The sequence below is a fragment of the Streptomyces sp. AMJ-169 genome, from assembly GCF_055597585.1.
Map to the genome: position 1 here is coordinate 425,376 of NZ_JBVLTJ010000006.1, position 15,907 is coordinate 441,282.

General features: G+C 71.5%; 12 protein-coding genes. 5 read left to right on the forward strand and 7 right to left on the reverse strand.

Annotation, left to right across the window (positions count from 1 at the left end; translation table 11 throughout):
• Positions 1–9: 9 nt before the first annotated feature.
• Positions 10–888, reverse strand: coding sequence for a class I SAM-dependent methyltransferase (locus tag ACYUD3_RS17975; protein ID WP_470970739.1), 879 nt, complete (start codon positions 886–888; stop codon positions 10–12).
• A 149-nt stretch (positions 889–1,037) separates the two neighbouring features.
• Here ACYUD3_RS17975 and cobT point away from each other — a divergent pair, with 149 nt between their 5' ends.
• Together cobT and ACYUD3_RS17985 are read left to right on the forward strand one after the other, a co-directional pair.
• Positions 1,038–2,135, forward strand: a complete 1,098-nt coding sequence (gene cobT, locus ACYUD3_RS17980) for a nicotinate-nucleotide--dimethylbenzimidazole phosphoribosyltransferase (RefSeq protein WP_470970741.1) — start codon at positions 1,038–1,040, stop codon at positions 2,133–2,135.
• Between the two features lie 847 nt (positions 2,136–2,982).
• Entirely contained in the window at positions 2,983–3,696 is a 714-nt protein-coding gene (locus ACYUD3_RS17985; RefSeq protein ID WP_470970982.1) for a hypothetical protein, read from the forward strand.
• Here ACYUD3_RS17985 and ACYUD3_RS17990 read toward each other — a convergent pair.
• Positions 3,618–4,364: a hypothetical protein gene (locus ACYUD3_RS17990; protein WP_470970743.1), complete on the reverse strand. Its 747-nt coding sequence runs from the start codon at positions 4,362–4,364 to the stop codon at positions 3,618–3,620. The two genes, ACYUD3_RS17985 and ACYUD3_RS17990, sit on opposite strands and share 79 nt — an antisense overlap.
• Before the next feature lie 69 nt (positions 4,365–4,433).
• On the opposite strand from ACYUD3_RS17990, the gene ACYUD3_RS17995 reads away from it, so the two are divergent.
• Entirely contained in the window at positions 4,434–5,216 is a 783-nt protein-coding gene (locus ACYUD3_RS17995; RefSeq protein ID WP_470970745.1) for an adenosylcobinamide-GDP ribazoletransferase, read from the forward strand.
• Positions 5,217–5,223: 7 nt separating this feature from the next.
• On the opposite strand, the gene ACYUD3_RS18000 is transcribed toward ACYUD3_RS17995, so the two are convergent.
• The 5 genes from ACYUD3_RS18000 to ACYUD3_RS18020 all read right to left on the reverse strand — a co-directional run bounded on the left by ACYUD3_RS18000 (position 5,224) and on the right by ACYUD3_RS18020 (position 12,325).
• Entirely contained in the window at positions 5,224–6,054 is an 831-nt protein-coding gene (locus tag ACYUD3_RS18000) for an endo alpha-1,4 polygalactosaminidase (RefSeq protein WP_470970748.1), read from the reverse strand.
• Positions 6,051–6,716, reverse strand: coding sequence for a spherulation-specific family 4 protein (locus ACYUD3_RS18005; RefSeq protein ID WP_470970750.1), 666 nt, complete (start codon positions 6,714–6,716; stop codon positions 6,051–6,053). Before ACYUD3_RS18005 ends, ACYUD3_RS18000 begins: the two co-directional genes overlap by 4 nt.
• A complete protein-coding gene (locus tag ACYUD3_RS18010; RefSeq protein ID WP_470970752.1) occupies positions 6,713–8,629 on the reverse strand; it encodes a hypothetical protein in 1,917 nt (638 codons plus the stop codon). Before ACYUD3_RS18010 ends, ACYUD3_RS18005 begins: the two co-directional genes overlap by 4 nt.
• Before the next feature lie 31 nt (positions 8,630–8,660).
• Complete coding sequence (gene pelF / locus ACYUD3_RS18015; protein ID WP_470970755.1) at positions 8,661–10,223, reverse strand: GT4 family glycosyltransferase PelF; 1,563 nt, start codon at positions 10,221–10,223, stop codon at positions 8,661–8,663.
• An 80-nt stretch (positions 10,224–10,303) separates the two neighbouring features.
• Positions 10,304–12,325, reverse strand: a complete 2,022-nt coding sequence (locus ACYUD3_RS18020; RefSeq protein ID WP_470970758.1) for a hypothetical protein — start codon at positions 12,323–12,325, stop codon at positions 10,304–10,306.
• 391 nt (positions 12,326–12,716) lie between these two features.
• Between ACYUD3_RS18020 and ACYUD3_RS18025 the strand changes: the two genes are divergently transcribed.
• Entirely contained in the window at positions 12,717–14,243 is a 1,527-nt protein-coding gene (locus ACYUD3_RS18025; protein ID WP_470970760.1) for a leucyl aminopeptidase, read from the forward strand.
• Between the two features lie 253 nt (positions 14,244–14,496).
• Positions 14,497–15,885, forward strand: a complete 1,389-nt coding sequence (lpdA, locus tag ACYUD3_RS18030) for a dihydrolipoyl dehydrogenase (RefSeq protein ID WP_470970763.1) — start codon at positions 14,497–14,499, stop codon at positions 15,883–15,885.
• Positions 15,886–15,907: the final 22 nt, after the last annotated feature.

Consider the following 15,907-nt stretch of genomic DNA (forward strand, 5'->3'; position numbering starts at 1 on the left):
GGGTTTCCGCTAGGGGGCTTTTTTCTGGGCGATCACTCGGTAGGTGTTCGCGTGGCGGGTTCTGCTGAGGAGAGGGGCCAGGGCGTGGTCCAGGGCTGTCGCCGTCAGGCGGGCGGGGGTGGCCAGGGCGGGGATGCCGGTGGTCAGGCGGGCGGCTGCGGCTGTCAGGTCGTAGGGGATGTGGGCCGTGCGGTGGTCGACGGTGAGGACGCGGCAGCCCTGGGACTCCAGTTCGGCGCGGAGGTTGTCCGGGGGGATGAGGTGGCGGGGGCGGCTCCAGGTGTCGGCGGGGGTGGGGAGTTCGATCAGGAGGTGGCCGCCGGGGCGCAGGGTGCGCAGGGCGGCCGTGAGTTCCCCTCTGGGGTCGGCCGTGCGGGCGAGGTGGCCCAGGAGGCTCACGACGTCGTAGCGGGCCGTCAGGCGGGGCGTGAGGGCTCTGTGCGCCTCTTCCACCCGGCCCGCGGCGCGGGCGCGTTCGACTTGGGGGGAGGTGTCGACTCCGTCGAAGGACGTGTACGTGTACAGCTCTTTCGCCGCCGCCGGGAAGCGGGCGTCGCCGGTGCCGATGTCGAGCCAGCTCTCGGGTTCGGGGGCGGCGAGGCGGAGGAGGGCTCGGGCGGTGGTGCGGAGGTGGCGGGTGGAGGGGGATGGGGTGGGGCGGGGGTGCGCGTGTCCGGGGGTGCGGAAGGTGTGGGCGCAGGCTTGGCAGGTGGTGAGGTCGGGGGTGCGGGGGTGGAGGTGGGGGGAGGTGCACCAGGGGCAGGTCTGCGGGGGGTGCGGGTTCTGCGGGGGCGGGGCTTGGGGCTGGGGGTTCTGGAGTTCGGGGGTCTGGGGGTGCGGCTCTTGCGGTCGGGGGGTCTGGGAGTCGGGTTGCTGTAGGTCCTGCATGGGGCTCCCCGGTGGTGTCCGTCGAGATGGGGGACAAACTTCGCGAAACGGAACGTATGGGATCGCGATCTTGGGTGCAACGACTCCGTGCCCGTGGGCTGGTGACGTGGCGCGGATTCCGTTCCATCCGTGCCGGTACTGTTCGGCGAATGAGCCCGCTTAATCTCGACGACTTCACCGATCTGATCGAGCGCCCCGACGGCGGTGTCCGCCGCGACGCCGAGGCCCGCCGTGAGCGGCAGATCGTGCCTCCCGGTGCGCTCGGGCGCCTTGACGAACTGGGTGAGTGGCTGGCCGCGGCGCAGGGTTCGGTGCCGGTGCGGCCCGTCGACAAGCCGCGTGTCGTGCTGTTCGCCGGTGACCATGGGGTGGCCGAACTCGGGGTGTCCGCACGGGCCGCGGGGAGTGCGGCGGAGCTGGTGCGTGAGGTGCTGGAGGGGGGCCGGCCGGTTTCTGTGCTGGCTCGGCGGGCGGGGGTGTCCGTGCGGGTGGTGGACATGTCCCTCGACTGTCCCGCGGACCGCTTCCCCGCCGATGTCGGGCGGTATCGGGTGCGGCGGGGCAGCGGGCGTATCGATGTCGAGGACGCGTTGACGCCGGAGGAGGCGGAGGCGGCGTTCCGGGCGGGGATGGCGGTCGCCGACGAGGAGGCGGATTCGGGGACGGATCTGGTGGTGCTGGGGGATGTGAGTGTCGGGGGGACGACCGCTGCGGGGGTGTTGATCGCCGCGTTGTGCGGGACCGACGCGTCTGTGGTGACCGGTCGGGGTGGGCTCGCCATCGACGACCTCGCCTGGATGCGGAAGTGCGCGGCGATCCGGGATGCGTTGCGGCGGGCTCGGCCTGTGCTGGGGGATCAGTTGCAGTTGCTGGCGACGGTCGGTGGGGCCGACCTTGCCGCCATGACCGGGTTCTTGTTGCAGTGTGCGGTGCGGAAGTTGCCTGTGGTGCTGGATGGGGTGGTGGCGGCGGCCTGCGCGTTGGTGGGGCAGCGGGTTGCGTTCCGGGCGCCGGATTGGTGGTTGGCGGCGCATCGGAGTGGGGAGCCGGGGCAGGCGAAGGCGCTGGACCGGATGGCGCTGGAGCCGGTACTGGAGCAGGGGCTCAGCGTCGGGGAGGGGGCTGGGGGTGTGCTGGCGCTGCCGTTGGTCCAGGCTGCGGCGGCGCTGGCGGCGGAGTTGCCGGAGAAGGTGGGGGCTGGGGATGAGGGGTTGGAGAAGGGGGAGGGTTCGGGCGGGGAGGTGTAGGGGGGCGCGGCTTGGGGGTCCCCGCCGCCTTGAGGGGGTGGGGGCCGTAATTGGCTGATGGCGACGGGGAGTTGGGGGAACTTCGGGGGCTTGTTGGGGGTGGGCGGTAGGGTCGGGGGGACTTGTCTGCTTGGCGTACGGGGGTGGCGGGTTGGCGGGGCGGGGGCTGGGGTGGAATACAGGTGAAGGGAAACGGGGCTTCCTGATCTGAACGCTGGAGGTCGGGAAGTGTCGGCCCCGCACGGGCGGGGGTGTTCCCAACGGCGGCGACTGGATCGGGCCGACGCTGCGGTCGGCCCCGCACGGGCGGGGGTGTTCCGATGCCGCTCAGCGAGCCCTCGGTGTACCGGGAGTTTGCCCCGCACGGGCGGGGGTGTTCCAGCGGTGGACACGCTCCTGGACGCGGAGGCCGAGTCGGCCCCGCACGGGCGGGGGTGTTCCGCGGCGGCGCTGTTCGGGGGTGAGGCGGCGCAGGTTTGCCCCGCATGGGCGGGGGTGTTCCGATGACCGCCCAGATCAAGGCGCTCCCGGCGGCGTTTGCCCCGCACAAGCGGGAATGCTCCCCCACCCTCCCCCCGCCAGACACCCCCACCCCCCGCAACCCCAAAACACCCCCCACCTAACCACCCGAAACCCCCCATAAACCCAAAGAATGGCGCCCAAGCCAGTAAGCCTCCCGGGACAGGCGGTATTGCATGGGTGCGTTTTTCAGTCGAAGTCAGTTGTTGTGCGCGCCACTCTCCCTCCGCCCGCTCAACTTCCCGCCCCCTCACCCCGTCTCTGAATGTGGCGGCCCGCCCCTCCAGGCACCCCCGTCCCCATTCCTCAAGAAGCGGGAGCAGTTGCGCTGAATGCCGTCAAACGGTTCGCCGTCCGTGAATGGGGATCCCTCTACTACGCCGTACTGGCCCGCCGCACCGCTCCGGTCATGACCGTCGCCGCCGTCTGCCTGACCTCCCTCCTCCAGGGCATCCAGAACCAGGACTGGGGCTACCCGCTCGTACAGGATCTGGGCGCCGTACGGGCGCAGGACCCCCTGCCGCTGGCCCTCGCCCGCACCCCCCTCTCCCTCTTCGTCCCCGCCCTCGACCTCCCGGTATGGGGCGCCCTGGCGCAGATCCTGCTGGTGTTCGGGCTCGCGGAGATCTGCCTGGGCTGGTGGCGGACCCTCGGGGTGGCGTACGCGGCGACCCTCGCGGGAACGCTGTACGCGCGGGTCGGGATCGACATGGGACCCGGGGTCCCGTGGCTCGGCCTGCCCGCCTCGGACGCGCGGATCGTCGACACCGGCCCCTCCGCCGCCGTCGTAGGCCTCGCGGTGGTCCTGGCCTGGCGCTATCAGGCGTACGTCACCGGCGCCGTCGTCATCACCGCCATGGTCGTCGAGGTCGTCGTCAAGGCGAATCTCGCCGGGAAGGAACACATCGCCGCCATCTGCGCCGCCCTGCTGATCATCGGCTGCGCGGAGCTGAGGAACCGGCTTCAGCGCGACGACGTGTCCGGCTTGCCCCCGACCAGTTCCTCCAGCCCCCGCCGCCAGCGCGACCAGCGGCGGTCGTGACGTGCCGCCCGGCGTTCGGCGCGGGCGCGGGCGCGGGGGCGGCGGGTGTAGAAGCGGCGGGCGTAGGGGGAGCCGGGGCGGGCGAGGCGGAGCGCGCCGATCAGGGCGACGGTCGGGACGATCACGCCGAACAGCGCCATGCGGGCCTTGCCCTTGTAGAGGGCGATCAGGGAGAACACGAAGTTGATCGCCACCGTGGTGATCGCCGCACCCCGGCTCTCGGCCTCGCCCTGCGAGACGTCGTCGACGCCCAGCGGGGAGTAGCCGAGCAGGACCAGAGCGACCAGGGCGGCCGTGAGGACGACGACCTCCACGCTCTTGCGGCCCTCCTCGCTCCAGTACACGTCGTCGAGGTGCAGGATCAGCGCGAACTCGTCGAGGACAAGCCCCGCGCCCATGCCGAAGCAGATCGCGGCGACGGCCGCCCCGGCGCCGTGCTGCCCGGCCGCCACCGCCCCGAAGCCGCCGACGACGGTCAGGACGACCCCGGGAACGACATGGTGGATGTGCAGGCCGCCCGCTTTGACGTTGCCGAAGGGGCCTTTGCCGGCGCGGATCAGGCGGGTGACGATCCGGGTGACCAGGAAGGTGAGGACGAAGGCGGTGAGCGCGAGCAGCAGGGGGAGTTTGCCGGGCTCGACGATGTTGCGATTCAGCCAATGTCCCATAAGCGCACAATATCCCTCGGGGGTCGATGATCAGCCGGTGCTTGTACGGCCTACGGGTAATCTGCCCCGGTGTCCACACCCCGGCCCTCCCTCCATGGTCTGCGTTTCGCCTTCGGCACCCTGACCGTCCTGCCCGTCCGGGTCCACCGCTGGGACCGGGACGCGGCGCGCGGCGGCATGCTGGCCGCGCCGCTGGCGGGGCTGGTGGTCGGCGGCTGCGCGGCGGCGGCCGGTCTCGTCCTGCTGGCGCTGGGCACGGGGCCGCTGCTCGCGGCGGTCGCGACGGTCGCCGTACCGGCCGTCCTCACGCGCGGGCTGCACCTCGACGGGCTCGCCGACACCGCCGACGGCCTCGGCAGCGGCAAGCCGGCGGACGACGCGCTGCGCGTCATGAAGCAGTCCGACATCGGCCCGTTCGGCGTCCTGACCCTGGTCCTGACCCTGCTGGCCCAGGTCGCGGCCCTGTCCCAGCTGTACGACGCCTCCTGGACCCGGGGCGCCTTCGCGGCCCTGCTCTGCGCGACCACCGCCCGCCTCGCCCTCACCCTCGCCGCCCGCGCCGGCGTCCCGGCCGCCCGGCCCGAGGGGCTGGGGGCGGCCGTGGCGGGGGTCGTCCCGGCGCGGGCCGCCTGGGGCGTCGCGATCGGCATCGCCCTCGCGGCGGGCGCGGCGGGCTGGTGGCTCGGCTCCCCCGGCGCCGGACCCGCCGTCGTCCTCGGCCTCTGCGCCGCCGAGTCGCTGCTACGACGCTGTCGGCGCCGGTTCGGCGGAGTCACCGGCGATGTGTTCGGGGGGCTCGCCGAGACCGCCGGTACGGTCGCACTGGCTGCACTAGCGGTCGGCTCCAACTAGCCCTGTTTCAGCAGGACTTGCGCCACGCCCCCAGTTCGTACTTCTTCTCCAGCGAGCTGAGCTTCAGCTCCTTCGACTCCGCGCAGAACTTGCTCGTCGGGAGTTCGTACTCGACGTGGAAGACCGCTTTGCCCGCGTCGATGAAAGGGGTGAGGGTGTCGCACTCGTTGTATTGAGCGCACTGTTCGTTGACCGCGAAGTCGAAGTTCCCCACCAGCTGCGGGATTTGGTCCATGTCGTTCTTCAAGCCGACGGCCATGCCCCGGTCGTGGGCCATCTTCGCTATCAGGCGGTTGTAGCGGAGCTGGTCCGCCGCCTTGAGGGGGAAGCCGGTCTCGTTGAGGTAGCCGTCCATGTTGTCCGGCTCGATCGCGTCGAAGCCCTTCTTCTTGCACATGTCGAAACGCTTGGCCATCAAGGGCTCCAGGACGGCCAACTGGCGGATGTCCAGCCAGCGTTCGCCCTCCCAGCCGTTGCCCTTGCCGAGCACCTGCTGGGGGAAGTCACCGGCGTCGGGGCGCCAGTCCTCGTACGCGCCGGTGGAGAGGTAGCAGATGACCTTGCGGTTCTTGGCGTGCAGGGCGGCGACGGTCTGCTGGGACTGGTCGAAGCCGTCGACGTCGTAGACGGGGACGTCGACGGACGTGTCGAGCTTGCCGTTGAGCTGCCACTGCCAGGCCACGCCGGGCTTCGGCTGCCAGCGGGCGCCCGCCGGGGCGGAGGGCACCGGGGCGGGACTCGACGGGTCCGTGCCGTCGCCGCCGTCGTCGTCCGGGGTGCTCGTACAGGCCGCGAGGAGCAACAGCAGGGCGGCGGACAGGAGGACGCGCTTCTTCAACGGAACTGCTCCAGTGTGTGGGGGAACGTACCCCAAGGATGGACTCCCGCCCCGGGCACCCCGCAATGCAGGTCCGCCCCCAGCGCCCGCGCCCGCCCTTCGCAGTCCGCTCCGGGCGGGACTCCGTGGACCAGGTGGCAGTGCCGGGCGTCCGTTCTGGGGTGGGGGGCTGCGAGGGATCGGTACGACTCCCAGGTGCCCTCGAAGGTGACGACGACGTCGGCGACGCGGGCGTACGCCGGGTCGGGGTACGTGCCGGGGTTGAGGGCGAGGGTCGTGCAGCCCGCCGCGCGCGCCGCTCTCGCCGCCGTCCGGTAGTACGGCAACTCGGGGCGGGTGGAGGTGACTTGGTCCAGGAAGACGCCGTCGGGGCGGTACCAGGCGTGGTAGCGGGACAGGTCTTCGGCGACCTCGGCCAGGGGGCGGCGGGTGTAGTCCGTGTCGACGTAGGCGAGGACCTTCACGCCCGCCGTGCGCAGCTTCTCCGCCAACTCCGCGAAGTGCGGGTCCTGTTGGGTGCCGGGGCCGCTCGCCGGGTTCAGGACCGCGCCGTAGAGGCGGGGGGCCGCTTTCAGGATCGCCGCCCATTCCGCCGGGCGGTGGGCGGGGTGTTCGTAGTACGGGAGCAGCAAGTCGCGGGGGGCGTCGGGGAGTTCGCTCATCGGTGTGCCGTCGCTCTTCCCGACAGGGCGTAGGCCAGGGTCACTTGGGCCACCGCCGCCGTGCCGTACACCGTGAGGGCCACCGGGAGGGCGGGCAAGCCGGCTGCTATCGCCGCCACTTGGGCCAGGGCCGCCGTGCAGGAGACGGCCGCCGCCGCGCCCACCGCGCCGAGGGACTGGAGCAGCAGGCCCGTCCACAGGACGACGCCGAGCAGCAGGAGGGCGGCGAAGTGGGTGTCGGTGGGGGTGGCGGGGAGGTGGTCGGCGGCCAGGGCCAGGGTGAGCAGGATCAGGAGGTAGCCGCCCAGGCAGAGGGCGACGACCCGCGCGGCCGTCCGGCGGAACGCCCTGGCCGTGCGACTGCCGTGCAGCCCGGCCGTGCCGCCGCTGCGGAAGCGGTGCAGGAGCCATTCGGCGGGGCCCATGCTGAGGGTGAGGGCGACGGCAGAGGGCGCGGCGAGGGAGCCGGCCTCACCGCTCAGGGCGTCGGCGAGGGCCAGACAGAGGACGAGGGTGCCGGTGCCCAGGCCGGCGAGGGTGTGGGGGAGGGAGGCGGTGAGGGAGGGGGCGGGGACGGTGAGGGGTTGTGGGGGTGTCTGATCGCGGGGGGTGTTGCGGGGGGTGTTGCGGGAGGTGGTCCGGAATCGGCCGACGCGGAAGGGCTTCGGCGATCCGGCGGCGCGGGGAGGCTTCGGCGATCGGGCGACGCGGAGGGACTTCGGCGATCCGCTGCCGCGAAGGAACTTCGGCGAGCCGCCGACGCGGAGAGACTCCGGCAACCGGGCGGCACGGAAAAACTTCCACGATCCGGCGGCGCGAGGAGACTCCGGCGATCCGCTGCCGCGAAGGGACTTCGGCGATCCGCCGGCACGGAAAAACTTCCACGATCTGCCCGCGCGAGGAGACTCCGGTGATCCGCCGACGCGGAGAGACTCCGGCAACCGGGCGGCACGGAAAAACTTCCGCGATCCGCCCGCGCGAGGAGACTCCGGCGATCCGCCGCCACGAAGGTGCTTCGGCGAGCCGCCGACGCGGAGGGACTTCGGCCAGGTCCGCCTCAACTTCACCGGCCCTGACCCCACCTCACGCCCCGCCAGCCACAGCACCGCCATCAGTGAACCCAGCAGCAGTGCCGCCCTGAACCCCTCCGGGACCGGCCGCCACCACACCGCCCCCGCGCCCGCCGCCATCGGCGACAGCGCCGCCAGCAGGGCCCGTTCGCGGCCCAGTACCAGCAGGACCGTCGACGCGCCCAGGTAGCAGGACTGGCCGGCCGTGAACGCCCATGCCGCCGGATGCGCGTATCCGGTCGCCGCCCACGCGAGCAGCGCGCCCAGCGCCGCGCCCGCCGGTGCCCCGAGCAGCAGGCTCCGGCGGGCCGCGTCCTTGTCGCCCAACCCCAGCCAGGTGTACGCCCGATGGGACAGCCCCTGGTTCCAGGCCCAGCCGAACAGTGCCCCGGTGAGGAGCGGGACCGTTCCCGAGGGGAGGCCGAGCGGGCCCGGCGGGGTCGAGAGCCAGGGGGCGCCGAGGACGTACGCGAAGCCGGGGAGGGCGAAGATCAGGCCGCGCAGAAGGCAGTTGGCGAGGTTCGTGTGCCAGGCGTCGGCGGGGCGGGTGCGGGGCTGCGCGGCGGGGCGGGGTACGCGCTCGTACAACTCCTCGGCCAGCGCGAAGGAGTTCTTCACGCCGTAGCGTTCGCGGATCTGGTCGTCGGAGAGGCCGTCGGACTCCAGGAGGGCGGCCACTTCGTCGGGGTGGACGGCGTGGGTGACCAACTCCTCGATGCGTACGGCGAGTTCGTCGATGGGGTCGGGGCCCGCCCAGGAGGGGGCGGCCTTGCGCTGCTGGCGCGGGATCGCGGGCAGGCTGTCGGGGCGGGCGCCGGGAGGCAGCCAGACGGAGCCGCTCATCGGTCAACTCCCCTGGCCGTCACGGGATTTCTCACCGGCCGACCCCCTCGGTCGCCACAGCCGCGTACCAGGGGTCCCGCAGCTCCTCGGTCCAGTCCAGGACCGTCTCCACCGTCGGCTCGTACTCCCCCGAGCTCTCGGCTGCGCTCGACCAGGGGGCACCCCCACCCGGCAACCCCGCCAACTCCTGATAAATCGTCCGGAAGTTGTCCACCGAGCGGCGCAGCGTGAACCGGTCGATCACCCGCTGCCGGGACAACTCCCCCAGCCGCAGCCGCCGTTCGTCGTCCTTGAGCAGCGTCAGCGCGGCCGCCGCCATCTTCTCCGGCTCGCGGGGCGGGACGACCAGGCCCGTGTCGCCGACCGCCTCGCGGACCCCGCCGACGTCGGTCGAGACCGTCGTACGGCCGCAGGACATCGCCTCGATGATGGAGAACGGGAAGCCCTCGGAGATGGAGGAGAGCATGACGAGGTGGCCGGCGGCGTAGGCGCGCCAGACCTCCGTGATGCGGCCCTCGAAAGTGAGGCCGTCAGTGATGCCCAGTTCGGCCGCCAGTTTCTCCAGGCGGGTCTTGTACGGTTCGCCGCCCGGAGGGACCGGGCCGAACAACCGCAGGCGGGCGGTGGGGAGTTGGGCGCGGACCTCGGCGTACGCGCGCAGCAGGGTCTCCAGGTCCTTGATGGGGTCGATCCGGCCGCACCAGGTGAGGGTGGGGACGTCGGGTTCGGGGCCTGCGTGCGGGAAGGCGTGCGGGTCGACGCCGTTGTAGACCGTGCGGATCTTCGCCGGGTCCGCTCCTCCGCGCTCCTCCCAGCGGCGGTTGTACTGGTTGCAGGGGGTGATGAGGTCGGCGGCGCGGTAGCCGAGGGAGTTGAGTGCGCGGTAGAAGCCGAGCATGAACGACTTCACCGGGCGGCTCTGGGCGCCCTGGCGGTAGCCCAAGTAGCGTTCGCGCAGGTAGATGCCGTGTTCGGTGAGGAGGAAGGGGACGCCGTCGAAGTGCCGTGCCGCGAGCGCCGGGAGGGTCGCCAGGCCGCTGCTGACCGCGTGCGCGACGGAGTCCTGCGGGACGCGTACGCCGAGTGGGCGCAGGGCGTGTTCGAGGAGGTCGGTGGCGGTGAGGGCGTCGTGCAGCGTGGGGCGGGCGGCGGCGGTCGGGACGTGGGGCATCGTCCAGATCCACGTCAGTGAGCGGACGGCCGCCTCGGTGCGGAGGGCTGCGGAGAGGCGGCCGTCCCTCGCCAACTGGGCCAGTTCGTAGAGGCTTTCGCCGAAGTCGCAGGGGGATTCGGGGTCGAGGAAGGAGAGGAGGAAGCGTTCGTAGGCGTCGATGAAGCGGCGGCGGGGGGCGCCGAAGAGGGGGCGGGTGCGGGCGGGTTTCGGGCCCCACATGGGGACGGTGGTGTGGCGGTAGGCGTTCGGCGGCAGCTCCCAGGTGACGGGTTCGCGCCCGCTGCCGGTGAGCGACAGGATGTGGAAGGCGACTTCGGGCATGCCTTTGACGAGTTGGTCGCACCAGGTGCTGACGCCGCCGTGGACGTGCGGGTAGGTGCCTTCGGTGAGCATGGTGACGTGACGGCCGGTGCGCGTCATGCGCGGGTTCCCCCCAAATGGAACGGTGTTCGGCTCGTAGAAGGGCGCACCCCGGTGGACCCGGGGCGCGCCTCATGGATTTACGCCGGCAGTCGCAGCGTCAGCGACCCCTGCAACAGCCCCGGCGTCGTCCACCCCGACCGCTTCCCCGCGTACGGAGTGCCGAATACGTCGCTCCCCAGCAGGAGTTGGCGTTTTGTGCCCTCTGGGGCGGTGACCGGGATCTGGACTCCTGACGGGGCCGTCACCGTCACCGTCGTGCCGGTCCGGTACGCCGTCACGCGGCCCGCGTCCAGCGCGGACTGCCAGGCCGCCCGGTTCTGGAGTTCCGTGCCGATCGCGCTCTGGCGGAGGTTCTCCAGGGGGGTGCCGGAGGTGAACAGGGCGCGGTAGTCCGTCAGGACCTTGTCGAGGACCGGGTAGAGGATGCGGTCCTCGGCGAGGTTGGACTGGTGGGCGTAGTGCGGGCGCGGGTCGTTGGCGAGGGCGTGGCCGAGGTCGGTGCGGGCCTCTTGGGGGGCGATGTGGTCGTCGTAGCCGGTCTCGGTGTCGAGGGGCTCCGGGAGGCAGGTGGACGTCGGGTTGTTCTCGCAGACGCCACTTCCGCCGTCGGCCGCCGAGGTGTAGATCCAGTTGTACTCGTCGGCCATCTCGGCCTTGGTGGCGGTGTTGTAGTACACGTTCATCGGGTAGCGCGGGACCGTCGACGCGGCGCCGACCGCCCGCTGTTGGGACTCGCGGGAGTTGTCCGACGCCGTCCACTTGATGCCGTTGGCGGACAGCGCGCCGGCCAAGTTGGGGTTGTCGGCGGGCTGTTGCGGGAGGCTCTTGAGGCCCGAGTGTTCGCCGGTGACGAGTTCGGTGCGGTCCAGCGGGAGTCCGTTGGCCGTGCCCCAGCTGTAGTTGCTGCCGATCTCGGCGGATATGCCGGCGCGGCTCATGTACTGGGTGCTGCCGTCGGCGTTCTTGGCGCAGGTCCAGGGGACGGTGGTGGTGTCCTGGACGCAGCCGAGGAACTGATGGGTGTAAGTGTGGTTGATCCAGCGGTACTTGGCTTTGTCGGCGAGGAGTTTCACGGCCAGCGCGTCGGTGCCGCCGTTCTCGGTCTTCCACTCCTCGCCCGCCCCCGCGTTGTACGCCAGGTCGAGGGTGAAGCCCTGCTGCGTCTGCCACTGCGCCAGGTACGCGGCGTCGTCGGAGGTCATGCGGATCGGTTCGGTGCCCTCGCCGTCGCCGCCCACGCAGTCGAAGTCGCCCGGGGTGCAGTTGCGTTCGGTGTCCCAGCGGGCGTCGGGGGCGAGGACGTCGTCGACGTGGACGGCGAAGTAGTTGCGGTCCCTGCCGAGGTGGACGCCTTGGGTGAGCCATTCGACGATGCCCCGGGCGAGCAGCTGGAACTGCTGCTGGTGCTCGTTGTAGGCGAAGGTGACGACGAGTTCGCGGCGGCCGTCGTGGGCGTACTCCCCGAGCAGCGTGCCGCTTTGGCCGTTCACCGTGGTGTCGAGGTAGGAGGTGAAGCCTTCTCGGGGGGTGGCGACGAAGCCGTAACTCTCCTCGCCGGCGGGCAGGTTGTCCTCGAAGGTGAGGTCGCCGTTGAGGTAGCCGAACCAACTGGCCTTGCCCGCCTGGGTGATGCGGGCCTGTTCGCCGTCGAGGGGGCCGCTGTAGGTGCTGTAGTCGAGGCCCACTTCGGGGTGGGCCCAGGTGTAGGCGTCGACCTGCGGGATGCCGTAGGCGCGTTCGTAGGTCTCCAACGCGGTCTGTTCGGCGGAGCCTTGGCCGAAAGGGGCCTCGTCGGGCAGGACCACGCCCTGGAACTTGGCGCGGGGGGTGCCGCCGGCCGTGTCGCTGAGGAAAGCGGAATCGATCCTCGGGCGGGCGGTGTCCGTGAGATTCACGGTCGTGTACGGGATGCCGGTGCTTCTCAGGCGGTCGGCGATGGCGCGGACGGGTTCTGTCCCGTCGTCGACCACCAGGACTCTCAGGTCGATGCGCGGCTCGGTCGCCGCGGTCGCCACGGGGGCGCTCAGGCCCACGGCCATCAGGCCCGCTGCCGCCGTCGTCGCGGCGGTCCTTCTCCATAACTGCGCGCTGCGCACCATGGCCCCTCCCCTGGGACAGGGACCTTCCGGTTGCGGGGACGGCGTACGACACGTGTCACCGATGCGGAAGATCCGTTGATTTCATGTAAATCATGCAAAGCGGTGAGCACATCACCTCACCGGAACCGGGTGAGTGTGACCCACCTCATGGCCCGAGGGGTGCTGGAAATGGCCATGACACCTCGGAGGGGTGAACACTCGCAGGAGTGAGCGAACGCACACACCCGCGTAGGCTCATGGCGGGATCTGTCGCCTCGGTTCGCCGCGCCGGAGCGACCGGACCCGCCCGCGACCGTGCGCCGGCGCCGACCTAAGGTCGTCCGTCGGGCCCGGTCGACCCACACCGTTCGGCCACAGCAAACCCTCAAACGGAAGCGGAGAACTCACTACCGTGACTGCTCTCATCCTCAGCACCGCCGCGGCGCCCGGCCTCCGGGCCGACGCGATCGTGATCGGTGTCGCCAAGGGCCCGAAGGGTCCGGTCGTCGCACCGGGCGCGGAGGCCGTGGACCAGGCCTACGAAGGGCGGCTCGCCGCCGTCCTGGAGACTCTCGGCGCGTCCGGCGCCGAGGGCGAGGTCACGAAGCTGCCCGCGCCGGCCGGCTTCAAGGCACCGCTCGTCATCGCGGCGGGGCTGGGTACTGAGCCCGCCGACGACGCCTCCTTCCCGGCCGAGGCGCTGCGCCGCGCGGCCGGAAGCGCCGCCCGTGTCCTGTCCGGCGTGAAGAAGGCCGCGTTCGCGCTGCCGCTGGCCGACGCCGCCGACGTCGGCGCGGTCGCCGAGGGCGTCCTGCTCGGCGCGTACTCCTTCGACACGTACAAGGAGACCCCGAAGGACGCCAAGGGCAAGGGCGGCAAGGCGCCCCTCGGGGAGGCCGCGCTGCTGGGCGGCAAGCCCCGCGACGCCGCACACAAGGCCGCCCTGGCCCGCGCCACGGCCGTCTCCGAGGAGCTGAACCGGGCCCGTGACCTGGTCAACACCCCGCCGAACGACCTGACCCCGGCCGTCTTCGCCGCGCTCGCCCAGCGCACCGCCAAGGAGCACGGCCTCACGGTCGAGGTCCTCGACGAGAAGGCCCTCGCCAAGGGCGGCTACGGCGGCATCCTCGGCGTCGGCGGCGGCTCGGCGGCCACCCCCCGGCTGGTGAAGCTGTCGTACAGCCACCCCGGGGCGGCCAAGCACCTGGCGTTCGTCGGCAAGGGCATCACCTACGACTCCGGCGGCATCTCGCTGAAGCCGGCCGGGCACAACGAGACGATGAAGTGCGACATGAGCGGTGCCGCCGCCGTGTTCGCCGCCGTCGTCTCCGCCGCCCGCCTGGAGCTGCCCGTCAACGTGACCGGCTGGCTCGCGCTCGCCGAGAACATGCCGTCGGGCACCGCCGTGCGCCCTGGTGACGTGCTGCGGATGTACAGCGGGAAGACCGTCGAGGTGCTCAACACCGACGCCGAGGGGCGGCTCGTCCTCGCGGACGCGCTGTGGGCGGCGTCGGCGGAGAAGCCCGACGCGATCGTCGACGTCGCGACCCTCACCGGCGCGATGATGCTGGCGCTCGGCGCCCGCACGTTCGGCGTCATGGCCAACGACGACGCGTTCCGCACCACGATCCACGAGGCGGCCGAGGAGGTCGGCGAGCCGGCCTGGCCGATGCCGCTGCCCGAGCACCTGCGCAAGGGCATGGACTCCCCCACCGCCGACCTCGCCAACATGGGCGAGCGCATGGGCGGCGGGCTCGTCGCCGGGCTCTTCCTGCGGGAGTTCGTCGGCGAGGGCATCACCTGGGCGCACCTCGACATCGCCGGGCCCGCGTTCAACGAGGGCGGCCCGTTCGGGTACACGCCCAAGGGCGGCACCGGGTCGGCCGTACGGACGCTGGTCCGGCTGGCCGAGCTGACCGCCGCGGGCGACCTCGGCTGAAGACAGCGCTGTGCGCCGCGCGGGGATCTTGTGACGGACCCCGCGCGGCGCGGCCGTGTATCAGCTGTGACGGCGTCCGCCGTGTGGTGTCTCACACCCCATCCCCGTGTCTCGTCCGCCTCCGACAAGTGCGAGGATGGCTCTCGGCAGGACAGGGCCCCCACCGAAGGGCCGAAGCAAAGAGCGGCCGGACACCAGCCGCCTGCCGGTCAGTGACGACCGGCGTACGGCGCACATGCATGGAGGACGTGACGTGGCGAACGACGCCAGCACCGTTTTCGACCTAGTGATCCTCGGCGGTGGCAGTGGCGGCTACGCCGCCGCTCTGCGCGGGGCTCAGCTGGGTCTGGACGTCGCCCTGATCGAGAAGAACAAGCTCGGCGGCACCTGCCTGCACAACGGCTGCATCCCGACGAAGGCCCTGCTGCACGCCGGCGAGATCGCCGACCAGGCGCGCGAGGCGGCCCAGTTCGGTGTGAAGACCTCCTTCGAGGGCATCGACATCGAGGGGGTGCACAAGTACAAGGACGACGTCATCGCCGGCCTGTACAAGGGCCTCCAGGGTCTCGTCGCCTCCCGCAAGGTGACCTACATCGAAGGCGCGGGACGGCTGTCCTCCCCCACCTCCGTCGACGTCAACGGCCAGCGCGTCCAGGGTCGGCACGTCCTGCTGGCGACCGGCTCGGTGCCGAAGTCGCTGCCGGGCCTGGAGATCGACGGCAACCGGATCATCTCCTCCGACCACGCCCTCGTCCTGGACCGCGTGCCCAAGTCCGCGATCATCCTGGGCGGCGGTGTCATCGGCGTCGAGTTCGCCTCCGCGTGGAAGTCCTTCGGTGCCGACGTCACCGTCATCGAGGGTCTGAAGCACCTCGTCCCCGTCGAGGACGAGAACTCTTCGAAGCTTCTTGAGCGCGCGTTCCGCAAGCGCGGCATCAAGTTCAACCTGGGCACGTTCTTCTCCAAGGCCGAGTACACCGCCGACGGCGTGAAGGTCACTCTGGCCGACGGCAAGGAGTTCGAGGCCGAGGTCCTGCTGGTCGCCGTCGGCCGCGGCCCGGTCTCCGCCGGTCTCGGCTACGAGGAGCAGGGCGTCGCGATCGACCGCGGCTACGTCCTGGTCGACGAGTACATGCGCACCAACGTCCCGACGATCTCGGCCGTCGGTGACCTGGTCCCGACGCTCCAGCTCGCGCACGTCGGCTTCGCCGAGGGCATCCTGGTGGCGGAGCGGCTGGCCGGCCTCAAGGCCGTGCCGATCGACTACGACGGCGTGCCCCGGGTGACGTACTGCCACCCCGAGGTCGCCTCCGTGGGCATCACCGAGGCCAAGGCCAAGGAGATCTACGGCGCGGACAAGGTCGTCGCCCTGAAGTACAGCCTGGCGGGCAACGGGAAGAGCAAGATCCTGAAGACCTCGGGGGAGATCAAGCTCGTCCAGGTCAAGGACGGTGCCGTGGTCGGCGTCCACATGGTCGGCGACCGGATGGGCGAGCAGGTCGGCGAGGCGCAGCTGATCTACAACTGGGAAGCGCTGCCGGCCGAGGTCGCCCAGCTCATCCACGCCCACCCGACGCAGAACGAGGCGCTCGGCGAGGCCCACCTGGCGCTGGCCGGCAAGCCGCTGCACGCGCACGACTGACCCCCTCGGTCGAGAACACAGA

Excerpts from the sequence above, each read along its gene's own strand:
- ACYUD3_RS17975 (WP_470970739.1), bottom strand. The coding sequence starts at position 888 with ATGCAGGACCTACAGCAACCCGACTCCCAGACCCCCCGACCGCAAGAG.
- cobT (WP_470970741.1), top strand. The coding sequence starts at position 1,038 with ATGAGCCCGCTTAATCTCGACGACTTCACCGATCTGATCGAGCGCCCC.
- ACYUD3_RS17990 (WP_470970743.1), bottom strand. The coding sequence starts at position 4,364 with ATGGGACATTGGCTGAATCGCAACATCGTCGAGCCCGGCAAACTCCCC.
- ACYUD3_RS18005 (WP_470970750.1), bottom strand. The coding sequence starts at position 6,716 with ATGAGCGAACTCCCCGACGCCCCCCGCGACTTGCTGCTCCCGTACTAC.
- ACYUD3_RS18010 (WP_470970752.1), bottom strand. The coding sequence starts at position 8,629 with ATGAGCGGCTCCGTCTGGCTGCCTCCCGGCGCCCGCCCCGACAGCCTG.
- pelF (WP_470970755.1), bottom strand. The coding sequence starts at position 10,223 with ATGACGCGCACCGGCCGTCACGTCACCATGCTCACCGAAGGCACCTAC.
- ACYUD3_RS18020 (WP_470970758.1), bottom strand. The coding sequence starts at position 12,325 with ATGGTGCGCAGCGCGCAGTTATGGAGAAGGACCGCCGCGACGACGGCG.